The 26,102-nt window shown below is 68.1% G+C and carries 19 protein-coding genes and 1 pseudogene; 10 read left to right on the forward strand and 10 right to left on the reverse strand.

The window, feature by feature from the left end; translation table 11 throughout:
• Nucleotides 1–2: 2 nt before the first annotated feature.
• From R2J76_RS04335 to R2J76_RS04355, 5 genes and pseudogenes are all read right to left on the reverse strand, one after another.
• Nucleotides 3–1,141 (reverse strand): annotated as a pseudogene (locus R2J76_RS04335) (efflux RND transporter periplasmic adaptor subunit).
• A gap of 36 nt (nt 1,142–1,177) precedes the next feature.
• On the reverse strand, nt 1,178–1,819 hold the full coding sequence (locus R2J76_RS04340) for a TetR/AcrR family transcriptional regulator (protein WP_316414575.1): 642 nt from the start codon (nt 1,817–1,819) through the stop codon (nt 1,178–1,180).
• Between the two features lie 196 nt (nt 1,820–2,015).
• Nucleotides 2,016–3,089, reverse strand: coding sequence for a DUF3187 family protein (locus R2J76_RS04345; RefSeq protein WP_316414576.1), 1,074 nt, complete (start codon nt 3,087–3,089; stop codon nt 2,016–2,018).
• Nucleotides 3,090–3,091: 2 nt separating this feature from the next.
• Complete coding sequence (locus tag R2J76_RS04350) at nt 3,092–3,397, reverse strand: hypothetical protein (protein ID WP_316414577.1); 306 nt, start codon at nt 3,395–3,397, stop codon at nt 3,092–3,094.
• 404 nt (nt 3,398–3,801) lie between these two features.
• Nucleotides 3,802–4,458, reverse strand: coding sequence for a TetR/AcrR family transcriptional regulator (locus R2J76_RS04355; protein ID WP_316414578.1), 657 nt, complete (start codon nt 4,456–4,458; stop codon nt 3,802–3,804).
• Between the two features lie 141 nt (nt 4,459–4,599).
• Here R2J76_RS04355 and R2J76_RS04360 point away from each other — a divergent pair, with 141 nt between their 5' ends.
• From R2J76_RS04360 to R2J76_RS04405, 10 genes are all read left to right on the forward strand, one after another.
• Nucleotides 4,600–6,483: an aldehyde ferredoxin oxidoreductase family protein gene (locus R2J76_RS04360; protein ID WP_316414579.1), complete on the forward strand. Its 1,884-nt coding sequence runs from the start codon at nt 4,600–4,602 to the stop codon at nt 6,481–6,483.
• Nucleotides 6,480–6,740: a MoaD/ThiS family protein gene (locus R2J76_RS04365; RefSeq protein ID WP_316414580.1), complete on the forward strand. Its 261-nt coding sequence runs from the start codon at nt 6,480–6,482 to the stop codon at nt 6,738–6,740. Before R2J76_RS04360 ends, R2J76_RS04365 begins: the two co-directional genes overlap by 4 nt.
• 100 nt (nt 6,741–6,840) lie before the next feature.
• Nucleotides 6,841–7,965 (forward strand): ABC transporter substrate-binding protein, encoded by a 1,125-nt coding sequence (locus tag R2J76_RS04370; protein ID WP_316414581.1) that lies wholly within the window; start codon nt 6,841–6,843, stop codon nt 7,963–7,965.
• The gene (locus R2J76_RS04375) at nt 7,966–8,856 is read left to right on the forward strand and encodes a branched-chain amino acid ABC transporter permease (RefSeq protein ID WP_316414582.1); all 891 of its coding nucleotides are present in this window, start codon (nt 7,966–7,968) and stop codon (nt 8,854–8,856) included.
• Between the two features lies 1 nt (nt 8,857).
• Complete coding sequence (locus tag R2J76_RS04380) at nt 8,858–9,856, forward strand: branched-chain amino acid ABC transporter permease (RefSeq protein ID WP_316414583.1); 999 nt, start codon at nt 8,858–8,860, stop codon at nt 9,854–9,856.
• Nucleotides 9,853–10,620 (forward strand): ABC transporter ATP-binding protein, encoded by a 768-nt coding sequence (locus tag R2J76_RS04385; protein ID WP_394366822.1) that lies wholly within the window; start codon nt 9,853–9,855, stop codon nt 10,618–10,620. Before R2J76_RS04380 ends, R2J76_RS04385 begins: the two co-directional genes overlap by 4 nt.
• The gene (locus tag R2J76_RS04390; RefSeq protein WP_316414585.1) at nt 10,617–11,327 is read left to right on the forward strand and encodes an ABC transporter ATP-binding protein; all 711 of its coding nucleotides are present in this window, start codon (nt 10,617–10,619) and stop codon (nt 11,325–11,327) included. Before R2J76_RS04385 ends, R2J76_RS04390 begins: the two co-directional genes overlap by 4 nt.
• Nucleotides 11,328–11,908: 581 nt before the next feature.
• On the forward strand, nt 11,909–12,274 hold the full coding sequence (locus R2J76_RS04395) for a hypothetical protein (protein ID WP_316414586.1): 366 nt from the start codon (nt 11,909–11,911) through the stop codon (nt 12,272–12,274).
• 735 nt (nt 12,275–13,009) lie between these two features.
• On the forward strand, nt 13,010–13,393 hold the full coding sequence (locus R2J76_RS04400) for a hypothetical protein (protein ID WP_316414587.1): 384 nt from the start codon (nt 13,010–13,012) through the stop codon (nt 13,391–13,393).
• Nucleotides 13,394–13,395: 2 nt separating this feature from the next.
• Nucleotides 13,396–13,908 (forward strand): hypothetical protein, encoded by a 513-nt coding sequence (locus R2J76_RS04405; protein ID WP_394366823.1) that lies wholly within the window; start codon nt 13,396–13,398, stop codon nt 13,906–13,908.
• A gap of 245 nt (nt 13,909–14,153) precedes the next feature.
• Here R2J76_RS04405 and R2J76_RS04410 read toward each other — a convergent pair whose 3' ends face one another.
• The 5 genes from R2J76_RS04410 to R2J76_RS04430 are packed head-to-tail and all read right to left on the reverse strand — an operon-like array spanning nt 14,154 to nt 26,081.
• Complete coding sequence (locus tag R2J76_RS04410; RefSeq protein ID WP_316414589.1) at nt 14,154–15,494, reverse strand: GH1 family beta-glucosidase; 1,341 nt, start codon at nt 15,492–15,494, stop codon at nt 14,154–14,156.
• Nucleotides 15,495–15,496: 2 nt separating this feature from the next.
• A complete protein-coding gene (locus R2J76_RS04415) occupies nt 15,497–18,820 on the reverse strand; it encodes a GH36-type glycosyl hydrolase domain-containing protein (protein WP_316414590.1) in 3,324 nt (1,107 codons plus the stop codon).
• A gap of 16 nt (nt 18,821–18,836) precedes the next feature.
• Entirely contained in the window at nt 18,837–21,764 is a 2,928-nt protein-coding gene (locus tag R2J76_RS04420) for a discoidin domain-containing protein (protein ID WP_316414591.1), read from the reverse strand.
• Nucleotides 21,765–21,772: 8 nt separating this feature from the next.
• The gene (locus tag R2J76_RS04425; protein ID WP_316414592.1) at nt 21,773–23,209 is read right to left on the reverse strand and encodes a glucoamylase family protein; all 1,437 of its coding nucleotides are present in this window, start codon (nt 23,207–23,209) and stop codon (nt 21,773–21,775) included.
• 19 nt (nt 23,210–23,228) lie between these two features.
• Nucleotides 23,229–26,081, reverse strand: coding sequence for a TonB-dependent receptor (locus R2J76_RS04430; protein WP_316414593.1), 2,853 nt, complete (start codon nt 26,079–26,081; stop codon nt 23,229–23,231).
• Between the last annotated feature and the right edge of the window lie 21 nt (nt 26,082–26,102).

Below are 26,102 nucleotides of genomic sequence, written 5' to 3' on the forward strand. Positions count from 1 at the left end.
CTCTACTTCGACGCTGCGGTGAAGGGCACGACCTTGACGGTCATGCCCGGCCTGATCTTCTGGAGGCCTTCCAGGACGAGCCGGTCCCCGGCCTTCAGGCCCTCCAGCACCAGCCACCGGGTGCCGATGGCCCGGTCAACCTTGAGGGTGCGCTGCTCCACCTTGCCCGCGGGGTCCACCACCATGGCGATGGCGTGCCCTTGGGGTCCCGGGTGACGCCCTGCTGGGGGGCGAGGATGGCCTGCTCGTCTACGCCCTGCTCCACGATGGCCCGCACGTACATCCCCGGAAGCAGCACCTGCCCGGGGTTCGGGAAGACCATGCGCAGCACCTGGGAGCCCGTGGTGGGATCCACGGTCACGTCGGAGAACTTCAGGATGCCCGTCTTCGGGTAGGGGGTGCCGTCCTCCATGAGGAGCTTGACCTTGGTCTGGTCCCCGCCCTTGATGCGGCTGGATTCCAGGTTGCGCCGGAGGTCCATGAGGATGGCGCTGGACTGGGGGGAGTCCACGTACACCTGGTCCAGCTGCTGGATGGTGGTGAAGGCCGGGCCCTGGTAGGCGGTGGCCAGGGCGCCCGGGGTCACCGTGGACCTGCCGGCGCGCCCGGAGATGGGGGCGGTGATGCGGGTGTAGCGCAGGTTGATGCGCGCCGCGTCCACCGCGGCCTTGCCGGCCAGGACCTCGGCCTCGGCCTGCTTGTGGGCGGCGGCGGCGTCCTCGTAGTCCTGCTGGCCCACGGCATTGACGGCCACCAGTTCCTTGAAGCGCTCGGCCCGCTTGCGCACCGCGGGGAGGTTGGCCTCGGCCCGGGCGAGGGCGGCCGCCGCGTTGTCGTAGGCGGCCTGGCTCGGGCCCGGGTCGATCTGGTAGAGGAGGTCACCCTCCTTCACCAGACCGCCCTCCGTGAAGACCCGCTTCTGCACGATGCCGTTCACCTGGGGATGCACCTCGGCCACCAGGAAGGCCGATACCCGCCCCGGCAGTTCCGACGTGAGCACGGCCCGCTCCGGGGCCAGGGTCACCACGGCCACTTCGGGGGTGGAGGCGGGCCGGGCCTCCTTGCCGCACCCCGTCGCAAGGATGCACGCCAGCGTCGCGCCGGAGAGGAGGATCGCTGGGTTGCGGAAGGTTCTTGGCATGGAGGAACTCCTTGTGCGGGTCGTGGGAAGGGAGGGTCAGGGCTCGCCGAGCCCTTTGCAGGCGAAGCTCGCGAGCCTGTCCGCCGTCACCTCCAAGGAAAGGGTGTGATCGGCGCAGGGCCATGCGAGCTTGTTCATTTCGCGGTGGAGGGAGAGGGCCATGCACATGCCCTGCAGGGTGATGCCCCAGAAGGCGAGGTCGGCCTCGGCCATCCCGGGCCGGATGGCCTTGAGGCAGTCCCGGATCTCCTGCACCGCCGGCGCGATGCGTTCCAGGATCAGGTCCTTGACCTCCTCCTTGGGGCACTGCATTTCGCTCAGGAAGAGCCTCGCCGCCTGCTGCTGCACGGGGTTCCGGGAGCGCAGGTGATCCTCCACCTGGTTCAGGAGCCTCCGGAAATGGCGGGCCAGCCGCTCCTTGGGATCCGCCAGGGGCGGCTCCACCGGCTCCAGGCGCTCGCACCCGCGGAACCGGTCCAGCATGTACTTGAAGGCCTCCCGGTAGAGGCCCTCCTTGCTCTTGAAGTAGTAGGCGATGAGGGAGGAGTTCTTCCCGGCCATGGACGCGATGAGCCGAATGGAAGTCGCGTCATAGCCATACTTTGCGAAGCAGGCGAGCCCCGCCTCCAGGAGGGAATCCCGGGTGTCGGGGTGGGGCGTGGGGGCGGAGGTGCCCATGGAGAACCTCGGTATTGGTCGTACGACCGATTCAAAATCTAGCTCGGTCGATCAAACAAAGCAAGGACGTTTTCCCCGTCAGGGTCCCATCGCTCGCCAGTGGGAGCGGTAGGGCCATTCCTGGACCGGGCCAGGCTTGTTCGTACGTACGATTAAAGCTCTTTTATCCACCTGGAAGCCCCCCGCCGGACCTTTCCTAGAGCAGGACCGTGAGGCTCATCCCGATCCCCATGTCCGCGGTGTTCTCGTTATGGGTGATGTTGTTGAGGTACCGGAGGGTGAGCGCGGTCTTCGCGCCCAGGAACCAGCGGCAGCCCAGATCGTGCTGGAGGCTGGGGCGGTGCAGCTTCTGGTAGGGCTGTTCCGGCAGGAAGCCGCTCTGGGCGTAGAGCTGGATGAAGGGCCGGAACCGCTTCCAGCGCCGGTACTCCCAGGTGGCGTGGGCCCCCCAGCCGCCGGACATGCGGCCGAAGGCGATGCTGCTGTAGGCGAGGGTGCCCCGGGGCCGGCGGATGGCCCCCACGCCGCCGTAGAGCACGTGGTCCGGCGCCGCCCGCCACCGGGCCGTGAGGCCCAGGCCGTGGTCCCATCCGGAGCGGAAGACCCCGTACTGGGTGGTGAGCGGGGGTTTCAGGGCGGCGTAGACCGATAGCTCCAGGGCGGGCCCCGCCACCAGCCGGTGCGTGAGCCCGAAGGTGGGGTCCTGGGTGCGGGCGCGGACCGGCTGGTCGGTGTAGAACTGCAGCTGGCCGTGGGCCATGATGGCCACGGTGACCTGGTCCCGGCGGACCCGGTCCCGGCCGAACTGTTCGAAGCCCAGGCGGTGGAACTCCTCGATGGGGGCGTCCAGGCCGCCCCCGGTCTGGCTGACGAAGGGGAATTCCGCCCAGACGTCCGTGCGGTCCGAAAGGCCCAGGCGGACGCTCAGGGAGGTGCGCACCACCTCCTCGTCGAAGTAAAAGAGGACGGGCAGGCCGGGGTGGGCGGCGGCCATGGCCTGCGCGGTCTCCCGGGTGACCGCCACCCGGCTATCGGCCGGCGGCGCGTCGGCCTTGAAGATATCGGAGAATTCGAAGACATTGGCCCGCATGTGGTCCACGTCCACCCGCCACCGGCCCGCCCCCAGGGGCGTGGGATCCACCGGCTTGTAGACCAGGGTGGCCAGGTAGAGGGGGAACATCTCCCGGGTGGGCGCCGGTCCGAGCTCCAGATCCTGGGCCCCCAGGGAAAGGGCCGCCGCCAGGCCGAGGGCCCCCAGGGAGGGGCCCATGGTCAGGCACCCTTGCGCAGGCGTCCCCAGGATGGTTCGGTGGCCTCTGGCCCCGCGCCGGCGGTGAAATGGTAGCTGGCCAGCCCCCCGGCGAGGAGGGGATCGCAGGCCAGGAAGGCGATGAGGGCGGCGCCCGAGGTGGCCGGAGCCCGGGCGATGATGGCCGGATCCCCGGCGGCGGACCCCACCAGCTGGAAGAGTCCGAGGCGCTCCCCTTCCTTCAGGAGCTCCTGGTGGCCCCGCAGGCGGTTGGGGCTGATGCCCTGCGGGGGCGTGTGGTAGGTGAAGGCGACGAGTCGGTGGTTCATGGGCTGGCTCCAGGGGCCATGGGGACGGCTGGGTCGGGGTGAAGCTTAATCGGTCGTTCGTTCAATTCGTATTCCCATGATCGGGCGGCCGCTTCCTTCGCGCAAGATGGATATTTGTCATATTTAAATGACAATCCCGCCTCCTCCGTCACACCCCGGTAACGGGCAGGTGACCGACGCCTCTTTGATCGGACGTTCAATCCACTCAGCGTCGGCGACCCCCGCCGCCGGGAATGGGCCGGATTCGAGGGCTGATCCCCTTCATCCTGTACATCCTTTTCATCCCTGTTCCCGCAGGGCCAGAGCCGGGATGGGTCGGCGCTTACGGATCAACGACGCGCCGCCCCACCTCATCGCTGGCCCTGCGGGAACAGGGATGAAAAGGATGTACAGGATGAAGGGGATTAGGGCCTGGTCCCGCTCAGCAGGCCGTTCAGGGCCAGGTCCACCAGGCGTTCGCAGGCCTCGAACTGGCTGGCGGGGTTCAGGCTTTCGCCCCACACCACCCGGTTCAGGCCGCTCATGAAGCCATGGCCCGTCATCATGCCCATGATGGAGGCTCCGGCGAAGCGGGCCTCGCATTCCGAAAGGTCGGGCCGGAGGGTCTGGATGCAGCTCTTCATGGTCGCGGCCACGGGGGTGAGGTGCTGCGTGAGCAGGGGCCGCAGGCTTTCCCGGGGGGCCCGCACCTCCTGGATCCAGAGGCGGGAGCCCAGTTCGTGGAGCGGATCCTGGTTCCGGGGGTCCCGGACGATATCGGCGAAGAGGTCGTGGATCAGCTCCCGCAGGATGCGGATGGCGTCCTGCTTGTCCCGGGGCTGGAAGCCCTCATCGGGAATGGGGGGCTTCCCCTTGCGCATGAGCTTGGTCTCGAAGAGGTACTGGAAGACCTCGAGGTACATCCCTTCCTTGTTGCGGAAGTAGTGGGCCAGGAGGGAGAGCGGCCGCTGGGCGTGATCCGCGATCATCCGGGTGCTCGTTCCGTCGAACCCGTGCTCCGCGAAACAGGCCAGGGCCGAAAGCAGCAAAGCCGTGCGGGTGTCGTGGGTTGCGTTTTCCATCAAGGGTCCCGTCCAATCAAGCCATCTTCGCGCATCGGGGGCGCAGGGTCCATGGGCGATCGGTCGAACGTCCTGTCCCTGGCGCCGGAATATCCAGGAGGATACACTTCCAGCCCCCATACTTGGGTTCAGGAGGAGACCGTGATCAAGGGATTCGCCGGGCGCGTGCTGGAGGTGGACCTGGAAGCGCGCACGGCGGTCTTCAGGCCCCTGGACGAGGCGATCGCGCGGCTGTACCTGGGGGGGAAGGGCTACGGCACCCGGCTCCTCTACGACCTCACCCCGCCGGGAATCGATCCCCTGGGGCCGGAGAATCCCCTCATCTTCGCCACGGGGCCCCTCAACGGATCCCTGGCGCCCCAGTCCAACCGCTTCGCGGTGGTGTGCAAGAGCCCCCTCACGGGGGGCATCGGCAGTTCGGCCTGCGGAGGCTCCTTCGCCTTCGGCATGAAGAAGGCCGGCATCGACGTGCTGGTGGTGCGGGGCCGGTCCGCGGGGGCGGTGCGCCTGGAGATCGACGGCGACGCGGACGAGGTGCGGTTCCTGGACGCCTCGGACCTCTGGGGCCTGGGCACCGGGGCCGCCCAGAAGGCCCTGGGCAAGGGGATGCACCACGCCGTCATCGGCCCCGGGGGGGAGAACCTCGTGCTCTACGCCGGCATCGTCTCCGACGCCCGCATCGCGGGGCGCTGCGGGGTGGGCGCGGTCATGGGCTCCAAGCGCCTCAAGGCCCTTTCCATCCAGGGCACCCGCAAGCTGGACATGGAGGACGAGGCCGGCTTCAAGAAATACACCCAGTGGGTGCGCCAGGTGTTCAAGGGCCACCCCGTCCTGGGCGAGAAGCTCCGGCGCTTCGGGACGATGGGCATCGTCAACACCACCAACGGCCGGAACATGATCCCCACCCGGAACTTCCAGGAGGGGCACCACCCGGACGCCATGGGCCTTTCGGGGGAGTACCTGGAGGACCACGGCCTGGCCGGGGTGCGCTCCAGCTGCCTCCACTGCCCCGTGGCCTGCGGCCGGGAGGTGGAGGTGCCCGGGGCCGGCCGGGTCAAGGGGCCCGAGTACGAGACCGTGGGGATGATGGGCACGAACCTGGGCGTCACCGACCTGGAAAAGGTGAGCCACTGGAACTGGATGGCCGACGAGCTGGGTCTGGACACCATCAGCCTGGGGGTGACGCTGGGCTTCGCCATGGAGCTCCAGGAGCGCGGCATGCTGGAGACGGGCCTGCGCTTCGGCCGCGCCGAGGGGGTGGCGGAGATGATCGAGGCCATCGCCCACCGGCGGGGCCTGGGCGACGACCTGGCCCAGGGCACCCGGCGCATGAGCGAGAAGTACGGCGGCAAGGCCTTCGCCATGCACGTCAAGGGGCTGGAGCTTTCGGCCTACGACCCCCGGGGCTCGTACGCCCAGGGCGTGGAGTACGCCACCACCAACCGCGGCGGCTGCCACGTGCAGGGGGCCAGCATGTACTTCGAGAGCACGGGCCCGCTCACCATCAACCCGCAGAACCTCAAGCTCAAGGCCGAGCTCCCGGTGGTGCAGCAGAACCTGGCCTGCGCGGTGAATTCCATGGTGCTGTGCATCTTCACCACCTATGGGCTCATCCCCCGGCAGGTGCACGCCCTCAAGCCCGGGGGCTGGACGCACCGGCTGGCCCGGGTGATCTTCGAGAACAGCGGGCCCGCCTACCGCCTGATCATGGGCAGCAAGCTCCTGCAAGTGACCTGGCTGGACACGTGGCTGTCGCGGATCACGGGCTTGCGCTTCACCCCCGGGCACCTCCAGGAGATCGGCGCGCGGATCTTCAACCTGGAGCGCATGTACAACCTGCGGGAGGGCCTCACCGGGGCCGACGACACGCTGCCGGAGCGCATCCTGCGCGAGCCCCTGTTCAAGGGCATGGATTCGGGCCACCCCCTGGACCAGCTCCTGCCCCGGTACTACCGCATCCGCGGCTGGGACAGCCACGGGGTGCCCCTGCCGGAGACCCTTCGAAAACTCAAGGTGCGCACATGACCGTCACCCTCGAACTCACCTACGACATGGCCAAGGCCCTGGGCACCCGCGCCCTCCAGGTGGAGGGGGCCCGCACGGTGGCGGAGGCCCTCCGGGCGGCGCGGGAGCGGTTCGCCGGCAGGGAAGGGGACTTCGAGCGCATGGCCGGGGTCGCGGCCATCGCCGTGAACGGGGTCCTGGTGGCCCACCGCCGGGAGGGGGTCCGCCTCGCCGACGGGGACCTGGTCACCTTCGTGAAGACCGCCGCCGGAGGATGAGCGCCGCTTGAAGAACCCAACCTGGAATTTCAGGGTATTCTTGGCCAACGATCCCAATCGCCCCAACCCGGCAACGCCCCCCGACCCGAGGACCCTCCGCATGAAACGTGTCTTCCTGCTCCTGCCCTTCCTCCTGGTCCTGGCCGGCTGCAAGCCCAAGGCGGACGAAGTGAAGATCGGCGTCTCGGCCCCGCTCACCGGGGACATCTCGGCGCTGGGGCAGTCCACCCGGAACGCCATCACGCTGGTGCAGGAGGAGTGCGCCGCCGGCATCCCCCTGGGCGGAAAGCAGGTGAAGGTGCGGTTCCTGGTGGAGGACGACGAGAACAAGCCCGAGGCCACGGCCACGGTCTTCCAGAAGCTCATCAGCCAGGACCGGGTCGTGGCCATCATCGGCTCCCAGTCCAGCAAGTGCTCCAACGCGGGCGCCCCCATCGCCGAGGCGGCGCGGATCCCCCAGGTGACGCCCTGGTCCACCAACCCCAACGTCACGCGGGGCCGGAAGTTCATCTTCCGGGCCTGCTTCATCGACCCCTTCCAGGGACGCGTGGTGGCCCAGTTCGCCATCGGCAAGCTCAAGGCCCGCACCGCCGCGGTGGTCTACGACGTGGCCAGCGACTACAACAAGGGCATCGCCGAGGTGTTCCGGGACGAGTTCACCCGCCTGGGCGGGAAACTGGTGGGCTACGAGACCTACAACACCAAGGACACCGACTTCTCGGCCCAGCTCACCAAGATCAAGGGCGCCAATCCCGAAGTCCTCTTCCTGCCCAACTACTTCAACGAGGTGCCCCTCCAGGCGCAGCAGGCCCGCAAGCTGGGGCTCACCGCCACGCTTCTCGGCGGGGACGGCTGGGACAACCCCGAGCTGGTCAAGCTGGGCGGCGCGGTGATGGACGGCGCCTACTTCTCCAACCACTATTCCCCCGACGCCGACAGCCCCGTGGCCAAGGAGTTCATCGCGAAGTACACCGCCCGGTTCAAGGCGGTGCCCGACGCCGCCGCGGCCCTCACCTACGATTCGGCGCGCCTGGTGCTGCGGGCCATCGGCGCCGCCGGCAAGGCCGATCCCAGGGCCATCCGGGACGCCCTGGCCGCCACCTCCGGCTTCCAGGGGGTCACGGGCGCCATCTCCTTCGCGGGCTCCGGGGACCCGGTGAAGGGCGCCGTGATCATCCGCATCGAGAAGGGCCGGTTCGTCTTCGACAGCGCGGTCAATCCCTGAATGGGCGTCCTCGTCCAGCAGCTCCTCAACGTCGCGCAGCTGGGGGCCGTGTACGCCCTCATCGCCCTGGGCTACAGCATGGTCTACGGCATCATCCGCCTCATCAACTTCGCCCACGGGGACATCTTCATGCTGGGGGGATTCCTGGGGCTGCTCATCGGGGTGCACCTGGCGTGGCTGCCGGTGTACGTGATGATGCCCCTGGCCATGGTCCTCACCGCCCTGGCCGGGGTGCTGGTGGAGCGCGTTGCCTACCGCAGGCTGCGCGACGCCAACCGCATGTCCGTGGTCATCACGACCCTGGGCGTGGGGATCTTCCTGGAGAACCTGGTGCGCCTGGCCGTGGGCCCCGAGACCCGGCAGATCCGTTCCGGCCTGCCCACGGGCTCCGTGACCTGGCTGCAGGGGCACCTGGGGGTCTACGTCACCTGGGACAAGGTGCTGATCATCCTCGTGTCCCTCACCCTCATGGCCGTCCTGTGGCTCATCGTGAACCGGACCCTGGTGGGCACGGCCATGCGCGCCGTGGCCGACGCCAAGGACGTGGTGCCGCTCATGGGCGTGAACCTGAACCTGATCATCGCGGGCACCTTCGCCATCGGGTCCGCGCTGGCCGCGGCCGGGGGGATCTTCTACGGCCAGGCCTACGCCCTGGACCCGTACATGGGCATCGACCTGGGGTGGAAGGCCTTCATCGCCGCGGTCATCGGCGGCATCGGCTCCATCGAGGGGGCGGTGCTGGGTTCCTTCCTGCTGGCCGGCGTGGAGGTGACGACGGTGGCCTACCTCTCCTCCAACCTGAAGAACGGCATCGCCTTCGGCCTGCTGATCCTGCTTCTCCTGGTGTGGCCCTGGGGCATCATGGGCAAGCCCGCCATGAGGAAGGTGTAGCGTGGGGCGCGCGCGTTTCTGGATGGTGTGCGCCGCGGCCCTGGCCGCGTCCCTCCTGCTGCAGCTGGCCGTGGACGGGGGCGTGCTCCCGGACCTGCTCAATCCCTACTACCTGCACCTGCTGACGGTCATCGGCATGAACATCATCCTGGTGGCCAGCCTGAACCTGCTCAACGGCTACCTGGGGGAGTTCGCCCTGGGGCACGCGGGGTTCATGGCGGTGGGGGCCTACACCGCGGCGCTGCTGGCCACGAAGGTGCTGCCCCCGGCCGCGGACCTGCCGCCGGTGGTGGGGCCCTTCTGCGTCCTGGTGGTGACCCTGGGCGGCGCCATGGCCGCCGCGGCCCTGGTGGGGTGGCTGGTGGGCCTGCTCACCTTCAAGACCGTGGGGGACTACCTGGCCATCATCACGCTGGGCTTCAACATGATCATCGTCAACGCCATCCAGAACCTCGATTTCGTGGGCGGGCCCCGGGGCTTCACGGGGATCCCGAAGAACACCACCTTCTTCGCGGTGGCGGTGTGCGCGGTGCTCACCCTGGCGATCCTGCGCAACCTCATCCAGTCCAGCTTCGGCCGGGTGTGGGTGTCCATCCGGGAGAACGCCATCGCCGCCGAGCTCATGGGCGTGGCCGTGAACCGCGCCAAGAACATGGCCTTCACGGTGGCCGCGGCCTTCGCGGGCCTGGCCGGGGGCCTCTGGGCGCAGAACCAGCAGTTCATCACTCCCCGCAGCTTCGATTACATCAAGACCACCGAGATCCTCGTGATGCTCTACCTGGGCGGCATGGCGAGCCTTTCCGGGTCCATCCTGGGGGTGGTGGCCTACACGGTCCTCATGGAGGTGCTGCGCAACCTCCTCAGCGCCTTCGCGCCCCAGCTGGCGGAATGGCGGATGCTCATCAGCCCCCTGATCCTCATCCTCATCATGCTCACCCGGCGCTACGGGCTCATGGGGAACCGGGAGTGGTCCTGGCTGCGCCCGGGGCGCTCCGCATGACCGTGCTGCGCCTGGAGAACCTCACCAAGACCTTCGGCGGCCTCACCGCCGTGGCCGGCTTCAGCCTCGACCTGGGCGCCCGGGACATCCAGGGCGTCATCGGCCCCAACGGCGCCGGCAAGACCACCACCTTCAACCTGCTCACCGGCGTCTATCCCCCGGACAGCGGCACCATGACCCTGGGGGACCTGGACCTCACCCGCCTCTCCCCGGACGCCATCGCCCGGGCCGGCATCGCCCGCACCTTCCAGAACATCCGGCTCTTCGCGCGGATGACGGTGCTGGACAACATCGCCATGGCCCTCCACGCCTCGGCCGGGTACCGGTTCTGGGAGGCCGCGCTCCGCACGGGTCCCTTCCGGCGCCGGGAGGCGGAGCTGCGGGCCACGAGCCTGGAGCACCTGGAGCGCTTCGGCCTCGCGGACAGCCGCGACGAACTGGCCGGAAGCCTGCCCTACGGCGAGCAGCGGCGCCTGGAGATCGCCCGGGCCCTGGCCACGGGCCCCCGGGTGCTCCTCCTGGACGAGCCCGCCGCGGGCATGAACCCCCGGGAAGTGGAGCAGCTCATCCGGCTCATCCGGAAGGTGCACGAGGATTTCCCCCTGGCCATCCTCCTCATCGAGCACCAGCTCCCCGTGGTGATGGAACTGTGCGGAAGGGTCCAGGTGCTGGACTTCGGCCAGACCATCGCCTCCGGCGCCCCCCGGGACGTGGTGCGGGACCCGCTGGTGATCGAGGCCTACCTCGGCGTGGAGGAGCCATGACCTGCATCGAGGTGGAGAACCTGCACGTGGCCTACGGCTCCATCCGGGCCCTGCACGGCATCGACCTGGTCATCCAGGAGGGGGAGATCGTTTCGCTGCTGGGCGCCAACGGGGCCGGCAAATCCACCACCCTCCGGGCCCTTTCCCGCATGATCCCCTTCCGCGAGGGGGATATCCGCTTCCGGGGCCGCAGCGTGCGGGACCTGCCCGCCCACCGCCTGGTGGCCCTGGGCATGGCCCACGTGCCCGAGGGCCGAGGCATCTTCCCCAGCCTCACCGTGCGGGAGAACCTCGCCCTGGGGGCCTGGACCCAGAAGGACGGCGCCCGGGTGCGCCAGGCCTACGACCAGGTCTTCGGCATCTTCCCGCGCCTGGCCGAGCGCCTTTCCCAGCAGGGCGGCACCCTCTCCGGCGGCGAGCAGCAGATGCTGGCCGTGGGCCGCGCCCTCATGACAGGCTGCCGCCTGATGCTCCTGGACGAGCCGTCCATGGGCCTGTCCCCCCTCCTGGTGAAGGAGGTCTTCAAGGCCCTGCAGGCCATCAACGCCCAGGGCACGACGATCCTCCTGGTGGAGCAGAACGCCCACATGGCCCTGAAGATCGCCCACCGGGGATATGTCCTGGAAAACGGGCGCCTGGTGCTGGAGGGCGCCGCGGAGGATCTGGCGAAGGATCCGCGGGTGAAGGAGGCCTACCTGGGGGGGTAGGGGCCCCCGGAAAGGGAGGCCCGGTTTCGCAGCGTGCGGCAGGGGAAGTGATTCCGCGGGGGCTCTTGCGAAGCTCTTGAAAAGATCTAGACTGGGATGGCAGGTAAAAAACCAGCATATTGAGTAATGTTGCACAAAAATTTCATATATCTATTAATAGGTGCTTCCCTGTCCGTCACCATCCCCTTGTCCGCACAGTCTTCCCTCATTACCGCCCCGCCGGCCGAAGAGGGCCTTGGTATCAGGGGCTGGAGAACGAACGTGCAGAATGGGGATCCGGCCTTCGAATTCCCCCTTTTCAGGATCCCCGGCAGCGTGTCCATTCCCGTCGCCATCCGTTTCCACGCGGCGTTCCTGCCCAAAACCAGGGAGCCTTCCGGACCCGACGCGGATCTTGCGGCGGACAGGGTGGCCAGGTATGGCATGGTACGGAAACGCACGGAACCGGGGTGAGGTGCGAAATTGTCCAGACATGGGTCAGCGGGGCCGGCTCCACGGATGGTCCAGGGAACGGAAATTCGGGCATGGGCCAAGGCGGATCGCCATCGCCGACCAATGAGGACCGAATCAGAGGCCTGCAATTGAAAAATGACACCATGAAATCTCAAATGGATTCGCAAGCAATTAAAGAGTATTTGACATCCGTGGGTGTCGAGACCATTAAGGCGGCCATTGGAAGCGGGATTATTTGTGGTGAAGCTGCGGTGGCGATCGGGGCTGTTCTCGGATTCGGGGTAGGGGGTCCTCCCCTGGGTGGGGTCGGTGCGGCTGGAGGTGCAATCATTGCAGGGGTCGGAGCAATGAGTTATACGGGGGTGACTGAAGGCATTAAATTGCAAAAAACATTAAATGTTATAAAATCAAATTGGGAAGCTGATTATAGAGCTGTCCAAAGCTATTCGGATATTAACTGCATTGGTGAACCACCAGAAACTAGGTATCAATAACCATGCTGAAATCGCCAAAGGCAAATTTCAAAATATCTGTACTGTTTACTAAAATGTTGGCATTTGTAGTGGCATTATCCCTTGAGAGGCCATTTTATATTTTTCTTGGAATTGCTGATCCGATCAAAAAGTTGTCACTGATTCAAAATTTTGCTTTGGCGCTAATTTCTGTCTTAGGTATTTGGTTCATTCTATTCCATACCATATATGTAATTGGACAATTGTTGGTTCTAAGCGTTTTCAGCAAGAGGAAGACCAAATTAATATTTCTCTGAGTAGTAATCGAAATGTAAACTCAAAAATTTCAAAATAGTTGGAGTGCGATTTGAAAATAATAAATTCATTTCGTATTATTATCATTTTGTCATGCTTGATTTTGAAGAAAAATCTAAATTCTGTTTTGGGTTTGGATCCAATTTTGCATGATTTTAGGTTTTTTAATAAGATGCTATTTGAATTAGTTACCGTAATTGGATTAATCTATATATGGGGTACCATGGTTTATAGTGTCGCCAAATTGATATGTCCGGAAGTTTATGAAAAATTTAAGAATGAGATTGCTGGCTACCCTATTTAACTTTTGCATGCTTGGAAGCTATTTCATGTGTGTGTTTCGAATGATGCTTCCATTTCCTGCCGGCGAAAAGGAACCAGTCACCGGAGGCTGTGCTGGATCGAACGGCTGGGTGGTGAGCCGACCTCTAAAGGCGAAGCAAGACCGCACAAGGCATGGGAATGGCCCTTGAACGCAAGGGATCCGCTGATGGACCGGTCAAGGGGATTGACCGCCCACGGAATCAAGTGGAAAAGACCTCATCGAAATCGTGGGAGACAATCAATGTTGAATCGACAATCAACGGTTGGAGAGGAAACATTTGTTACGGCATTTGTATGGATTTTGATATTGATGGTCAGGCATTGCCCGATTTCCTTCTTCCGGAAAAACGTGGACGAGGATTCGGAACGCCACCATCGATAGGCTTTGACCGAAAACAAGCGACCGGCCGTCTGAAAGCCATGAACTCCCGTGTTTTGGGGATTGAGTCATTCCTTGAATCCAGTAGAATTCCCCATCACATTCAGCTGGGGGACACCGCATGGGAGCGTGGGGCGCCGTGATCATGGGATTCTTCGGGTCGGTGTTCGCCGCCTTGACGATGCACCATCAATGGCACCTGCCCTGGGAGCTTTGGGTCCTGCCCTTCCTCGTGGCCATGCTGATTTGGGTGTCCGCGGTCTGGGTGCTGCGCTTGCCCGGCGAGGATCCGGTCCCTTCCGAGCGAGCTAGGCGGGCCATGTACTGGAGCTCCTTCGGGGAAGGCATCGGACTCTTCCTCGCCGCCAATATCGTCATCAATGTGCACCGCCCGGATCTGCTGATCCCGGCCATGGCCATCGTGGTGGGCCTCCATTTCCTGCCCATGGCGTTCGCGGCGTCCTTCCGGCCCTTCTACATCCTGGGGGCGGCGCTGGCCGTTGCGGGGATCCTGGGCTTCGTTGCGCCGTCGCCCCTGGGGGGAGGGATCGCCGGCTTCATGGCCGCCCTGGGCCTCTGGATCGCGGCGGTCCTCGCGGTGCGGCGCCACGGGCGGTTGAAGCGAGGTAACCGTGATGATGGCGCTGTTCCAGGTTGAGCGGATCCCCGTTCATCCCATCGATCGGCGTTCATCCCGGTTTCCGCAGGGCTGGCGCAGAGGTGGGTCGGAGCGCATGTTACTCGATGTCCTTGACCCAAAGGTTGCGACAAATCCCAGCGAAGCTCAAACGGGGATAAACAGGATCCAGGGGAAAAGGCAGGATGAAGAACGTCTGGTCCAAGGTGGAGCCAGACCACCGAGAACAACCTTGCGATTCATGACCTAGGGATTGCCGACACACCCTACCCCAGGACCTGGCCGTTGGAGCGCACCACCTCCGACAGGAAGCGCGCGCTGGCCTTGGGGGTGCGCTTGAGGGTTTCGTAGTCCACGTGGACGATGCCGAAGCGCTTGGCGTAGCCCAGGGCCCATTCGAAATTGTCCAGCAGGGACCAGGCGGAGTAGCCGCGCACGTCGGCGCCCCGGGCCATGGCGCTGAGCACGGCCTGGAGGTGGGTGCGGAAATACTCAACCCGGAGGGGGTCCCGCACGCCGCCGGGGGGGGCGGTGGCGGGGTCCGGGAAGGCGGCGCCGTTCTCGTTGACGTAGACCGGAATGGGGCCGTAGCGGTCCTGGAGCCACAGGAGGGTCTCGGTCAGGCCTTCGGGGTACACCTCCCAGTCCATGTCGGTGCGCAGGTGGCTGGGGTGGGGGACGCTGGACCACTGGCCGAAGGGGACGGCGGGGTCGTGGCGGGTGATGCCCCGGCTGTAGTAGTTGAGGCCCAGGTAGTCGATGGGTTCCTGGATGGTCCTGAAGTCGGCCTCGGGGAACGCGGGCCAGGCCTCCCCGAAGAGCGCGGGGAACTCCTCCGGGTAGCGCCCGAAGAAGACGGGGTCCAGGTAGTGCCGGTTCATGTAGGCGTCGGCCCGGGCCGCGGCGGCGACGTCGGCGGGGCGGTCCGTGGCGGGGTGCTTGGGCTCGATGTTCACCACCAGGCCCACGGTGCGCGCGCCGGCGGCGCGGCAGGCCTGGACACCCAGGCCGTGGGCGAGGAGGAGATTGTGGGAGACCCGGGGGAGTTCCCGGAAATCCCGGTGGCCGGGGGGGTGGGAGCCCTGGAGGTGGCCCTCGTGCATGACGACCCAGGGCTCGTTGAGGGTGGACCACATCTCCACCCGGTCCGAAAGGGCCGAGGCCACGGTGTGGGCGTAGTCGGCGAAGCGGCCCGGGAGATCGGGGTCGAGCCAGCCGCCCCGGTCCTCCAGGGCGGCGGGGAGATCCCAGTGGAAGAGGGTGATCAGGGGCCGGATCCCGGCCTCCAGGAGGCCATCCACCAGCTTGGCGTAGAAATCGAGTCCGGCCGGGTTCACGGGGCCCCGCCCGCCGGGGAGGACCCGGCTCCAGGAGACGCTGAACCGGTAGGACTGGAAGCCCAGTTCCTTCATCAGCGCGATATCCTCCCGCCAGCGGTGGTAGTGGTCGCAGGCCACGTCGCCGCCGGGGGCGAGGTGGGCGCCGGCCCCGCCGGGGCGGCAGAAGCGGTGCCAGTTGCTGGGCCCCGCGCCGTCGGCCAGGGGGGACCCTTCGATCTGGTAGGCCGAGGTGGAGACGCCCCAGAGGAAATCCGGAGGGAAGGCCATGGTCAGGCCCCCAGCCGGATGACGACCGTGGTGTCCCGGTCCAGGGGCACCCGGATATCCGGGTCCGCCGGGTGGTCGTGGCCGTCGATGAGGGCCGCCACGGCACCCGGAGGCAGCCCCGGATCCCGCACCAGGGTGATGTCGCACCGGCCCCGTCCCTGGGGGTCGCGGTAGCGGATGCGGGCCCGGTCCCAGGACGGGGGGAGCCCGGGGCTCAGGCGGATGGCGCCGCCCTCCAGGCGAAAGCCCAGCACGTCCTCCACCGCCACGCGGTACATCCACCCGGCGGAACCGGTGTACCAGGTCCAGCCGCCGCGCCCGGTGTGGGGGGCGACGCCGTAGACGTCGGCGGCCACCACGTAGGGTTCGGTCTGGTAGGTGGCGGGATCCTTGCCGTGGGACACCGGGCTCAGCATGGCCAGGAGGTCCGCGGCGCGGCCCCTGCGGCCCGCCTGGGCCACGGCCTTCACGGCCCAAAGGGCGCCGTGGGTGTACTGGCCGCCGTTCTCCCGCACCCCGGGGATGTAGCCCATGATGTAGCCGGGATCGTTGGGGAACGTGTCGAAGGCGGGGGTCAGGAGCCGGATCATGCCGGCGCCTTCGTCCACCAGCTGGGCCTCCATGGCTTCCAGGGCCCGTTCCGCCCGGGCGGCGGGCACGGCGCCGGAGAGGGTGGCCCAGGCCTGGGCCAGGCAATCGATGCGGCATTCGGGATTCTGGGCGGAGCCCAGGGGCGTGCCGTCGTCGAAGTAGGCCCGGCGGTACCATTCGCCGTCCCAGCCGGCCGCCTCCAGCGCCGCGGACAGGGTGCCCATGCGCTCGCTGAAGCGCGTGGCCCGGGCCAGGTCCCCCCGGCGGGCGCACACGGGCCCGAAGGCATCGAGGATGGTGTAAAGGAAGAAGGCCATCCACACGCTCTCGCCCTTGCCCTCGCGGCCCACGCGGTTCATGCCGTCGTTCCAGTCGCCCGTGCCCATCAGGGGCAGGTCGTGGACGCCGGTGCGGCTCAGGGCCAGGTCCAGGGCCCGGCAGCAGTGCTCGTAGAGATCGCCCCGGGTGCCCGAATCCGCGGGCGCCAGGTAGGCCTCGTCCTCCCCCGGCGCCAGGGCCCTGGCCTGGAGGTAGGGGGCGGTTTCCGAAAGGATGGCCCAGTCGCCGGTGCTGCGCAGGTAGTGGGCGGTGATGAAGGGCAGCCACAGGAGGTCGTCGGAGAAGCGGGTGCGGATGCCCTGCTCGATGGGGGGGTGCCACCAGTGCAGCACGTCGCCTTCCACGAACTGGTGGGCGGCGTGCAGGAGGATCTGGGACCGGGTGAGGCCGGGCAGCAGGTACAGGAGCCCCGCGGCGTCCTGCAACTGGTCGCGGAACCCGAAGGCGCCCCCGGACTGGTAGTAGGCGGTGCGGCCCCACATGCGGCAGGCGAGGTTCTGGTAGGGGAGCCAGCCGTTGACCATGAGATCGATGGCCGGTTCGGGGGTTTCCACCTGGAGGCCCGAAAGGGTGCGGTCCCAGTGGGCCCGCACCTCGGCCAGGGCCGGGGCGGCGTCGCGGATCCGGGCCAGGCGCCGCGCCTCCCCGGCGTCCGCGGCCTCGCCGGACACCAGCACGCAGGTGCGGGTCTCCCCGGGCTCCAGGACCAGGTCCAACTGGAAGGCGAAGCAGGGGTCCGCCATGGTGCCGGCGGCCCCGTCCAGGGCTCCGGCGGTGGTGACGGCGGCGGGGGCCTCGGGGCGGCCCGGGCGGCCCAGGAAGGCGCCCCGGTCCGTGGTGGCGGCCACGGCGCCTTCGGCGGCGGCGAAGGCCACCAGGCCCTGGAAGGGGCCGGGGGCGGTGTTCCAGGCGAGGACGGTATCCCCCTCGATGCGGGTCTCCAGCGGCGCCCCGGGGGTCTCCGCCAGCACCAGGTGCGCGTGCCAGAACAGCGTCAGGCGGCGCCCGCGGGGGCCGCGGTTGGTCAGGCGCACCGTCATGAATTTCTTGGGCGCGCGCAGCGCCGCGAACACCTGGACCTCCTGCTCCAGGCCGTCCACGGAGCTCTCCCAGCGGGTCGTGCCGAAGCCGTGGCGCACCGTGAAGGCCAGGCCCTCGCCGCTGGGGCCCGGCATGGGCGACCAGAATTCGCGGCTGTCCTCGTCCCGGAGGTGGAGCGTCTCGGGCAGCGGATCGGCGATGGGGTCGTTGTGCCAGGGGGTGATGCGGTGGAGGCGGCTGTTGGCGTTCCAGGTGCAGCTGATGCCCCGCTCCGTGGTGATGAGGCCGAAGGTTTCGTTGGCAAGGACATTGGACCAGGGCATGGGGGGGAGGACGGGGTGGCCGCCGGCTCCCGGCCGGACGTGGATGATGTATTCCTTGCCATCCGGGGAAAAGCCGCCCAGGCCGTTGTCCAGGATCGTGGGGGCCTGGGCCGCGGGGGTGGGACGCGGGGCCCGGGGAATGAAGGCCGGGCGGGGGGCGGCCACCGGCGCCAGGGGGGCCGGGCCGCTGCCGGGGAAGGCGGCGTCCACGGCCGCGGCGGTGGCCAGGCCCGCGCACAGGGCCAGGGCCTCCGCGCGTTCCGCGGCGTAGCCCAGGCCCAGGGCCAGGGTGGCGCTGGCGCCGGGCTCCAGTTCCAGGACGCAGCGCAGGGCCAGCAGGGGATCCAGGACGGAACCCGCGGAGCCCGAGAGGGGGCCCGGAGCCAGGAGGGCGGCGGGGGCCGCCAGGGTGCGGCCCCGGCCCAGGAACAGGGCGCGGTCCGATTCGAAGGAGAGGCCGCCCACGGGGCCCGAGGCCAGCCAGTGGAACATCCACCGGGGCTTTTCGTCGGCCCCCCGGGGCCGGCGGCGGGCCAGCAGGGCCCGGGCCCCGGGTACCCACTCCGTCTGCACGAAGAGCTTGGAGAAACCCGGATGGGCCAAGTCGGCGTCGCGGGTGTTGAGCACGGCCTCCAGGCAGGAGGTCACTTCGATGCGCCGGGGCGCGGCCCCGTGGTTCGTGAGGGTGAGCCTGCGCAGTTCCGCGTCCTGGCCGGGCAGGACCACCACCTCCAGGGTCGTGTCCAGGGTGCCGTCACGCCGGGTGAGGGTCCCCTGGCGCCCGGTGAAGGCGCTGCCCGCGGCTTCGGGGGGGACGGGCACCGGCTGGAGCCCGGCGGACCACACCCTGCCGCCGTCCATGTCCCTCAGGTAGATGAAGAAGCCGTCGCCATCCTCAACCCGGTCGCCCTTCCAGCGCGTGAGGGCCTGGTCCCCGCACACCGAGTATCCGGTTCCCCGCGGCGTGAGAAGGACCTGGTACCTGCCGTTGGAGAGAAGCTGCCCGCGATCCCCGTCTTGATTGCTGTCCATAGACTGCACGTTCCTTTCATGGCTCCATCACCACTGTGGCGGGAATCCGCCGCAGCGTCAGTTCCGTTCCCGTGGATCCTTCCACGATCCTGCCGTCCACCCGGGCCCGGCGGAAGGCGCCTGGGAGGGGCCAGCGCACCACGACGCCGCCCCGGGGGCAGGGCGCCGTGCCGGTGATCTCCACCACCACGCGCCCGGCTTCGGTGCGGGCCGAGAAGCCCAGTTCCCCGCCGGGGACCCGCAGGCCTTCCAGGCGCACGCCCTTGGCGAGCCAGGTGGCCGGAACCCCCGCCCCCAGCACCAGCGCGTCCCCGCGCTCCCGCACCAGGAGGCTCAGGAGGGAGCGGATGTAGTCCGACCCCACCCAGGCGTGGGGGAGGTCCCCCAGGAAGACGGGGCTGCGCGGGTCGCGCTGCACCACCTCCGGCCACTGGTTCCAGGCCAGGGGGCGCCGGTCCTCGAGGTAGGCGCCCAGCAGTTCCTGGGCCCGGTCCACCCAGCCCAGCTGGGCGAAGGCGCCGATGGTGCGGGTTTCGTACGGCGTGTAGCGGTCCCCGGGGGCCCCGCCCTGGCGGCGCACCCGGAACTGCCGGTAGAACTCGGCGAAGGTGGCCTCCACCGCGGACCGGGGCAGGTTCCCCAGCTCGTCGCCGGGCATGAGGGCCACGGTGGTGGAGGTGGCGTCGAAGTCCCCCAGCTCCGCGCACCCGGGGATGTAGTCCACCCGGTGGGCGGCCATGGTGGCCTGGATGGAGGCCAGGAGGCTCCCCCGGAACCGGGTCTCCAGGGCCGCGAAATGCGCGGCGCCCGCGGAATCCCCCAGTTCGCCGCAGATCCAGGCCGCGTCCCGGAAGCCCCGCAGGCTCCAGAAATCGTCCCAGTAGCTGTGCATGGGCTTGGCGGAATAGCCTTCGTGGCTGATGGAGGCCGGCACCAGGCCGTTCTTCTCCAGGATGCCCTCCAGGTAGTCCGCGGCGCGCCGGCCCTGGGGCCAGAGGCGGGCCAGGAAGGCCCGGTCCCCGGTGCACCGGGCGTACTCGGCCAGCAGGTGGAGGAATTCCCCGGGGCTGTCGTTCTCCGGCACGGGGTCGGCGCCCCGGTCATCCACCACGCAGGGCACCTTCCCGTTGGGGTAGAGGTAGGGGGCGTACCATTCGATGTAGTCCCTCACCTCGTCGGCGTGGCCCATGCGCAGGAGGGCGGCGGACATCATGGCGCCGTCGCGGATCCAGGACCTCGCGTAGGAGCGGGTCCCGGGCCGGAGGGCGGGGCCCTTGCGGCTGATGAGGATGTGGGCGAGGCAGGTGCGGAGGGTGTCGGCGGCCCCCGGTTCGGGCAGCTCCACCCGCACGCGGTTCAGCTTCTCGTCCCAGGAGGCGACGGCCTCCCGCAGATCGGCCTCGAAGGGGGGGCGGGGGCCGGCCCCCAGCAGGGGCAGGTCCACGAGGATGTCGCGCACCTCGCCCGGGGCCAGGTCCACGTCGTAGCGCAGGGCGCCGGAGGCGTGGCCGGCGGGGTCCGTGGCGGTGGCCGCGGGGGGCAGGGCGCCCCGGTGGAGGTAGTCCACGATGGATCCGCCGTGGAAGCCAACGGCGCCGGCCCCGTCGGGGCGGGTGGCGGAGCGCAGCAGGACCTTGCCGTCCACGGTGGCGGAATCGCCGCCGAAGGCCAGGGTGCCGATGGCGGCGGCGCCGCCCGGGGTGCCCAGGAACTGCACCGGCGGGTTCACCTGGAAGGGGCGCACCGCCAGGAACAGGGTGCCCTTCCAGGGGCTGGCGGAGGAGAGGCGGTAGCGGGCCCGGATCACCGGGGCCGCGGGGGAGCCCGCCCCGAAGGCCGTGACGCGCAGGGTCAGGTCGCCGTGGGTGCGGGTGACGGTGGGGATGGGCAGGGCGCCCCGCTCCAGGGACTGGGCGCACGCCGCCTGGGCCCAGCCGAGGAGCTGGCCGCCGCTCCACAGGAAGGGCTCCACGGAGGGGCCGCCGACGCCGGCCTCCAGGGCGCCGTCCTCGGACAGGAGCGCGGAATCCAGGCCGCCGTCCACGCCCACCAGGGTCCAGTAGGGCTGCTCGCCCAGGTAGCACCGGGGGTAGTCGCCCCGGGGGGCCTCCCGGGCGAGGGTCTCGAAGGCCGCGTTCCAGGATTCGCCGAAGGCCAGGGGCCGCACGGCCAGGGCCTTCGCCGCGCCGCCCTCCACCCGCAGGAACCGGGCCTCGGTTTCGGGAAGGAGCAGATGGCTCGCGGGGCCCGCTGCGCCGCGCACCTCGCGCAGCGGGGTCCAGGCGGAGCCGTCCGGGGATACCAGGACCCGGAAGTCCCGGGGGCCCGGGTCGGCCCAGTCGATTCGCAGGCCGCCGAACTCCCGGGGGATCCGGAAGTCCAGCTGGCTCCAGCCGGGGCCGGAGGTGGCCGCGGGGGTGCGGTCGTAGGGGACCTCCACCGGGAGCTCGCGGATGGCCAGGTCGCGGAACTCCACGCGGCCCTTGCCCCCCGATCCGGCGGTGACGCACCATTCCACCGACGCGATGCGGGTGGGGTCCGCGCCGCCGGGGCCCCAGGCGAAGGACACCTGGCGCTTCTTCAGGGTCACCCGCGTCCATTCCCGGGGGAAGGCGAAGGCGGGCTTGCGCACCCACCAGACGTTCTCCCCGGAGGGGTCCACCAGCTTGAACTCCAGGTTCTCCGGGGGGCAGTCCCCGCGCACCAGGAAGGTGATCTCGTAGTTGGGGGGCAGGGTGAGGGGCAGGTCCCGGCGCGCGGCGGCGTAGCCGCCCCGGCCCTGGAAATCGAAATCCATGCGCAGGCTGCCGGCGCCGCCCAGGGCCAGGAGCACGCCGTCGGAAGGCACGGCCTTCCAGGCCCGGACGGTCTCGAACCCGTCCAGGATCCGAGGCGGCGCGGCCAGGGCCGCCCCGGCCGCCAGGGCCAGGAGGAGTCCGCGCATGGGCCCCCTCATGGCTTTTTCGCCGCGGGGGTGTCGAGCCAGCCGCCCTTGAACCCGGCCCGGACCATGCCGCGCCGGAGGGTGGGATCGTTCCGCAGGAGGCGCCACACTAGGCCCGAGCGGTAGTTCTCCACCATGCCCAGGATCAGGCCCTGGTCGATGCCCAGGTAGTCGGTGTCCACCCAGCCCAGGCCCTTGATGGTGCGGCCGTGGTGGGCGGGGGCGCCCTCGGGGAAGGTCTCGTTGAAGGCGTCCAGGAAGCCGTATTTGGAGAAGAGGTTGTCCCCGAAGCGCCGCCGCATCTCCTTCAGGGCGGGCAGGGACACCTCCGGGGTGAAGGGCAGGGAGCCCGCGGCCGCGTTGGGGGTGATGGTGCCGTCGTCCAGGATGCCGTTGGCGGCGGCCCCCCGGGCGGCGTAGGTGAGGAAGGTGCGCCGGACGCCGTCCACCTGGAGCACGGCGTCGCTGGGGCCGTCGCAGGCGGAGATGCCCCAGATATTGGGACCGTAGCCCTTCCAGTTTCCGGGATTGGCCTGGGCGTAGGCGCGCTGGGATAGGGTGGCGCGCCGGGTCTCCTCGGCGTAGTCGATGCCCAGGGCGGCCGTGGCGGCGTCGCGCACGCCGCGGAAGTCCACCCACACGTGGGAGAACTGGTGTCCGAAGAGCGGCCCGAACTGGTAGCAGGCCTGCCCCTGGAAGGTGGCCCACGCCTGGGACTTCGTGTACTCGGGCCAGGCCGCCGCGGGGATGGCGTGGGTGGGGGAGCCCAGGGCCAGGAATTCCAGGAGCATGGCCTCCATGTACCCGTGCCAGTCGTAGGTGTTGAAGCCCTCCTCGGGGGTCCAGCCCATGCTCACGCGGTTGGCCCGGGGCATGGCCCAGGTCCACTCCACTCGCTCGTTGAGGCGGGAGGCGATGGCGCGGATCTCGGCCTCGGCGGGGCGGTCGAAGTAGGCCTGGCAGGTGAGGGCCCCCGCGATGAGCAGGGCGGTGTCGATGGTGGAGAGCTCGACGTTCTTGAACCGGAGGCCGGTCTTCATGTCGAGGAAATGGTAGTAGAAGCCGTGGTGGCCCGTGGCGTTGACGGGGTCCGGGCCCTGGGGGGCCCGGTCCAGGAAGCGCAGGGTGAGGAGCACCCGCTGAGCGGCCTGCTCCCGGGTGACGTAGCCGCGCTCGGCGCCGATGACGTAGGCGGTGAGCCCGAATCCCACCGCCGAGATGCTGGCGAAGGAGGGGCTGGGATGGCGGTCCGGGATGAGGCCCGTCCCCGGATCCGCCGTGTCCCAGAAGAACTGGAACGTCCGCTGTTCCAGCAGTTCGATGAATGCCTGGTCCGAGAGCTCCGGCACGGGTTGGGCGGGCGGGGCGCCGCCGCAGGCGGTGGAAACCGCCAGCAGCAGCGACAGGCCTACGGACGCCTTGTTAAAAAATGTAAACGTTCCCATACCGGTTGGACCTTCCTGCTCAGAACTGGAACGTGGCGCCGAACTGGATGCGGCGGCCCACCATGGCGTCCACGGGCTGGCCGAACTTCGCGGCCGCGCCGGCGGACCCGTCAATGTAGCCCGAATCCCATCCGTAGATCCAGTTGTGGTAGTTGAAGGCGTTGAGGGCTTCCACGTTCAGGCCCAGCCTGCTCTTGCCGATGCGGAAGTCCTTCTGGAGCTTCAGGTCCACCGAGCGGTAGCCCCAGGCGTTGGGGATGATGAAGCTGTACTTCTGGGGCCGGCCGGCGTTGTAGTGGAAGTGGCGCTGGTTGTAGCCCCACCCGTTGGTCACGTCCCAGATGGTGTAGGGCAGGCCGGAGGAGAGGGTGATGAGGCCGCTCAGGCGGAAGCCGTAGGGCAGGCTCACCATGCCGTCCATGACCAGGCGGTTGCGCTCGTCGTCGGCCGTGGGGTGCTTGCCGTAGGCGTCGGCGTTGACGAAGTCCAGGCTGAAGAGATCGTTCCCGGTCTGCTTGGCGCTGGAGAGGGTGTAGTGGATGCCGGCGCCCCAGCCCGAGGCCTCGGTGTAGGGCTTCTCCACGACCACGTACATCGCGTCGTACCAGGTCTTCTTGGTGTCGCTGAGCAGCACGTTGGAATAGCCGGGGACGGAGATGTAGTTCAGCTGCGCGTCGCGGTTGCCCCACTTCCAGGTGATGGCGTCGAAGCTGCGCACGTCCGTGAAGGTGATCGAGGCGTTGACGCTGCCCACCTTCGTGCGCATGCCCAGGCTGATCTGGTCGGAGTGGGCGGGCTTGGCGTTGTTGTCCAGGAGGAAGACCTCGGGATTGGGGGCCACGCCCTGGGCGATGAGGCCGTTCAGGCCGTCCTTGGACATGTAGCTGGGATCCCACTTGATGGCGGGGGTGCCGTTCACGGGCGAGCCGTCCTTGGAGAACGTGAAGGTGCGCACGGCGTACTGCAGGCGGAAGCGCTCGTCGAGCACGTTGTTGAAGGACTCCCGGTCGTAGTAGCGGCCCACGCCGCCGAACACGACCGCCGTGCCGTCGCCCTTGACGTCATAGGAGAAGCCCAGGCGCGGCTGGAAGGCGCCGTAGTAGGGCTTGCGCTTGGTGCCGTCGGTGAAGTACTTGGAGTCGTACATCCCGCCCAGGGCCGTCACCACGGACTTCGGGGTGACGTAGTCGTCGTTGAACATGTCGGACTCGTAGTCCCAGCGCAGGCCGATATTGACCAGGAGGCGGGGGGTGACGTTCCAGTCGTCCTGGGCGTACCACCCGATCTGGCGGTTCGTGGCGCTCAGGTCGGGGTTGCCGACGCCGTACTGGGCCTGGAAGGGGATCGTGAGGGTGGGGTCGAGATTGGGGTCGAAGTTGAAGACGGGGTTGCCCAGCTGGTACTTCTTGATCCCGTAGTCCATGAAGTCGATGTTGCCGCCGAACTTGAAGCTGTGGTTGGCCACGGCGACGTAGGAGAAGTCGTCGCGCAGGGAGATGCGCTTCTGGACGAAGTCCTGCTGATCGGTGTGGCCGCCGGTGATCAGGATGCCGTAGTAGTTCTTGGCGACGAGATCGGGGTTGATGGCCTTGGGATTCCACTCGGACTTCTGGTAGGTGATCATGAATTCGTTCACCCAGCTGGAGGTGGTGAACTTGTCCTTCAGGCTGGTGGTGAGGACGCTGTTGGACATGTCCGAACCGTTCTCGTACGTGGTCTGGCCGCCGAAGTCCCGCTTCTCGTGCTCGGAGCGGTAGTTGAAGGAGTACTCCAGGATGTGGGCGGGGTTGAGCTGGTAGTCCACCTTGCCGAACACCAGGTTGGAGCGGAAGGGGGAGGCGTAGTTCCCGGCGTAGCTCTTGAGCTGGTTCACCAGGGCCGCGGAGGCGCCGCTGAGGTTGCCGCCGCCCAGGTAGACCTGGTTGTCGCGGTTCTGCTGGTTGCCTTCATAGGACAGGAAGAAGTGCATCTTGTCCTTGAGGATGGGGCCGCCGACGCTGAACCCCTCCTGGGTGCGGGAGTACTCGGGCTTGGGCTGGCCGCGCTTCTCGGCGAAGTAGTTGTTCGAGACCAGGTCCTTGTTCTGGTAGTACACGAAGAGGTCGCCGTGGAAGTCGTTGGTGCCGGACTTGGTGACGGCGCTGATGACGGCGCCCGAGGCCTTCTGGTACTCGGCCTTGTAGTTCTCCGTCATCACGCGGAATTCCTGCACGGCGCCCAGGGGGAAGGGGTTCCCGCGGCTGCTGTCCTGGCCGACGGTGCCGCCGGAAAGGACATCGCTCTTGTAGCTCGCGCCGTCGATGAAGATGTTGACGCGCTGGTTGGTCTGGCCTCCGGAGGAGAAGGACTGGTTCAACTCGTCGTTGGAGAGCTTGATGCCGGGGGCCAGGGCGGCGTAGTTCAGGAAGTTGCGGTTGCCCTGGGGAAGGCCCTCGAGCTGCTCGAGGCTGATGTTGGTGGCCACTTCGGCGGAACGGAGCTCGGTGAGGGAACCCGTGACCTCCACCACCGCGGCGGCCTGGGGGGCCAGGTTGAAGTCCAGATCCAGGGCCTGGCCCACCTGCACCCGCACGGACTTCACGGCGGTGCCGCCGCCCGGGGCGGTGGCGGTGAGGGTGTAGGTGGCGGGGTCCAGCATGAGGTGGTAGGTGCCGTCGGCCTTGGCCACGGCCCGGGTGGTGAAGCCCTTGGCCTTGTCCACGGCCGTGACGGTGGCGCCGCCCACGGCCTTGCCGCCCATGAGGACGTGGCCGCGCAGGATGGCGGTGGTGGTCTGGGCCATCAGACAGGGGGCTGTGCCCATGGCGATGAGGGCCGCCGCGAAGGCGGGGATAGAGGCTCCGCTGACCCTGGCTCGGAGGGTTCGGCTCATGGTTCTCTCCTTTTGGTGGAA

Origin of the sequence: Mesoterricola silvestris, assembly GCF_030295405.1 — a bacterium.
GTDB lineage: Bacteria > Acidobacteriota > Holophagae > Holophagales > Holophagaceae > Mesoterricola > Mesoterricola silvestris.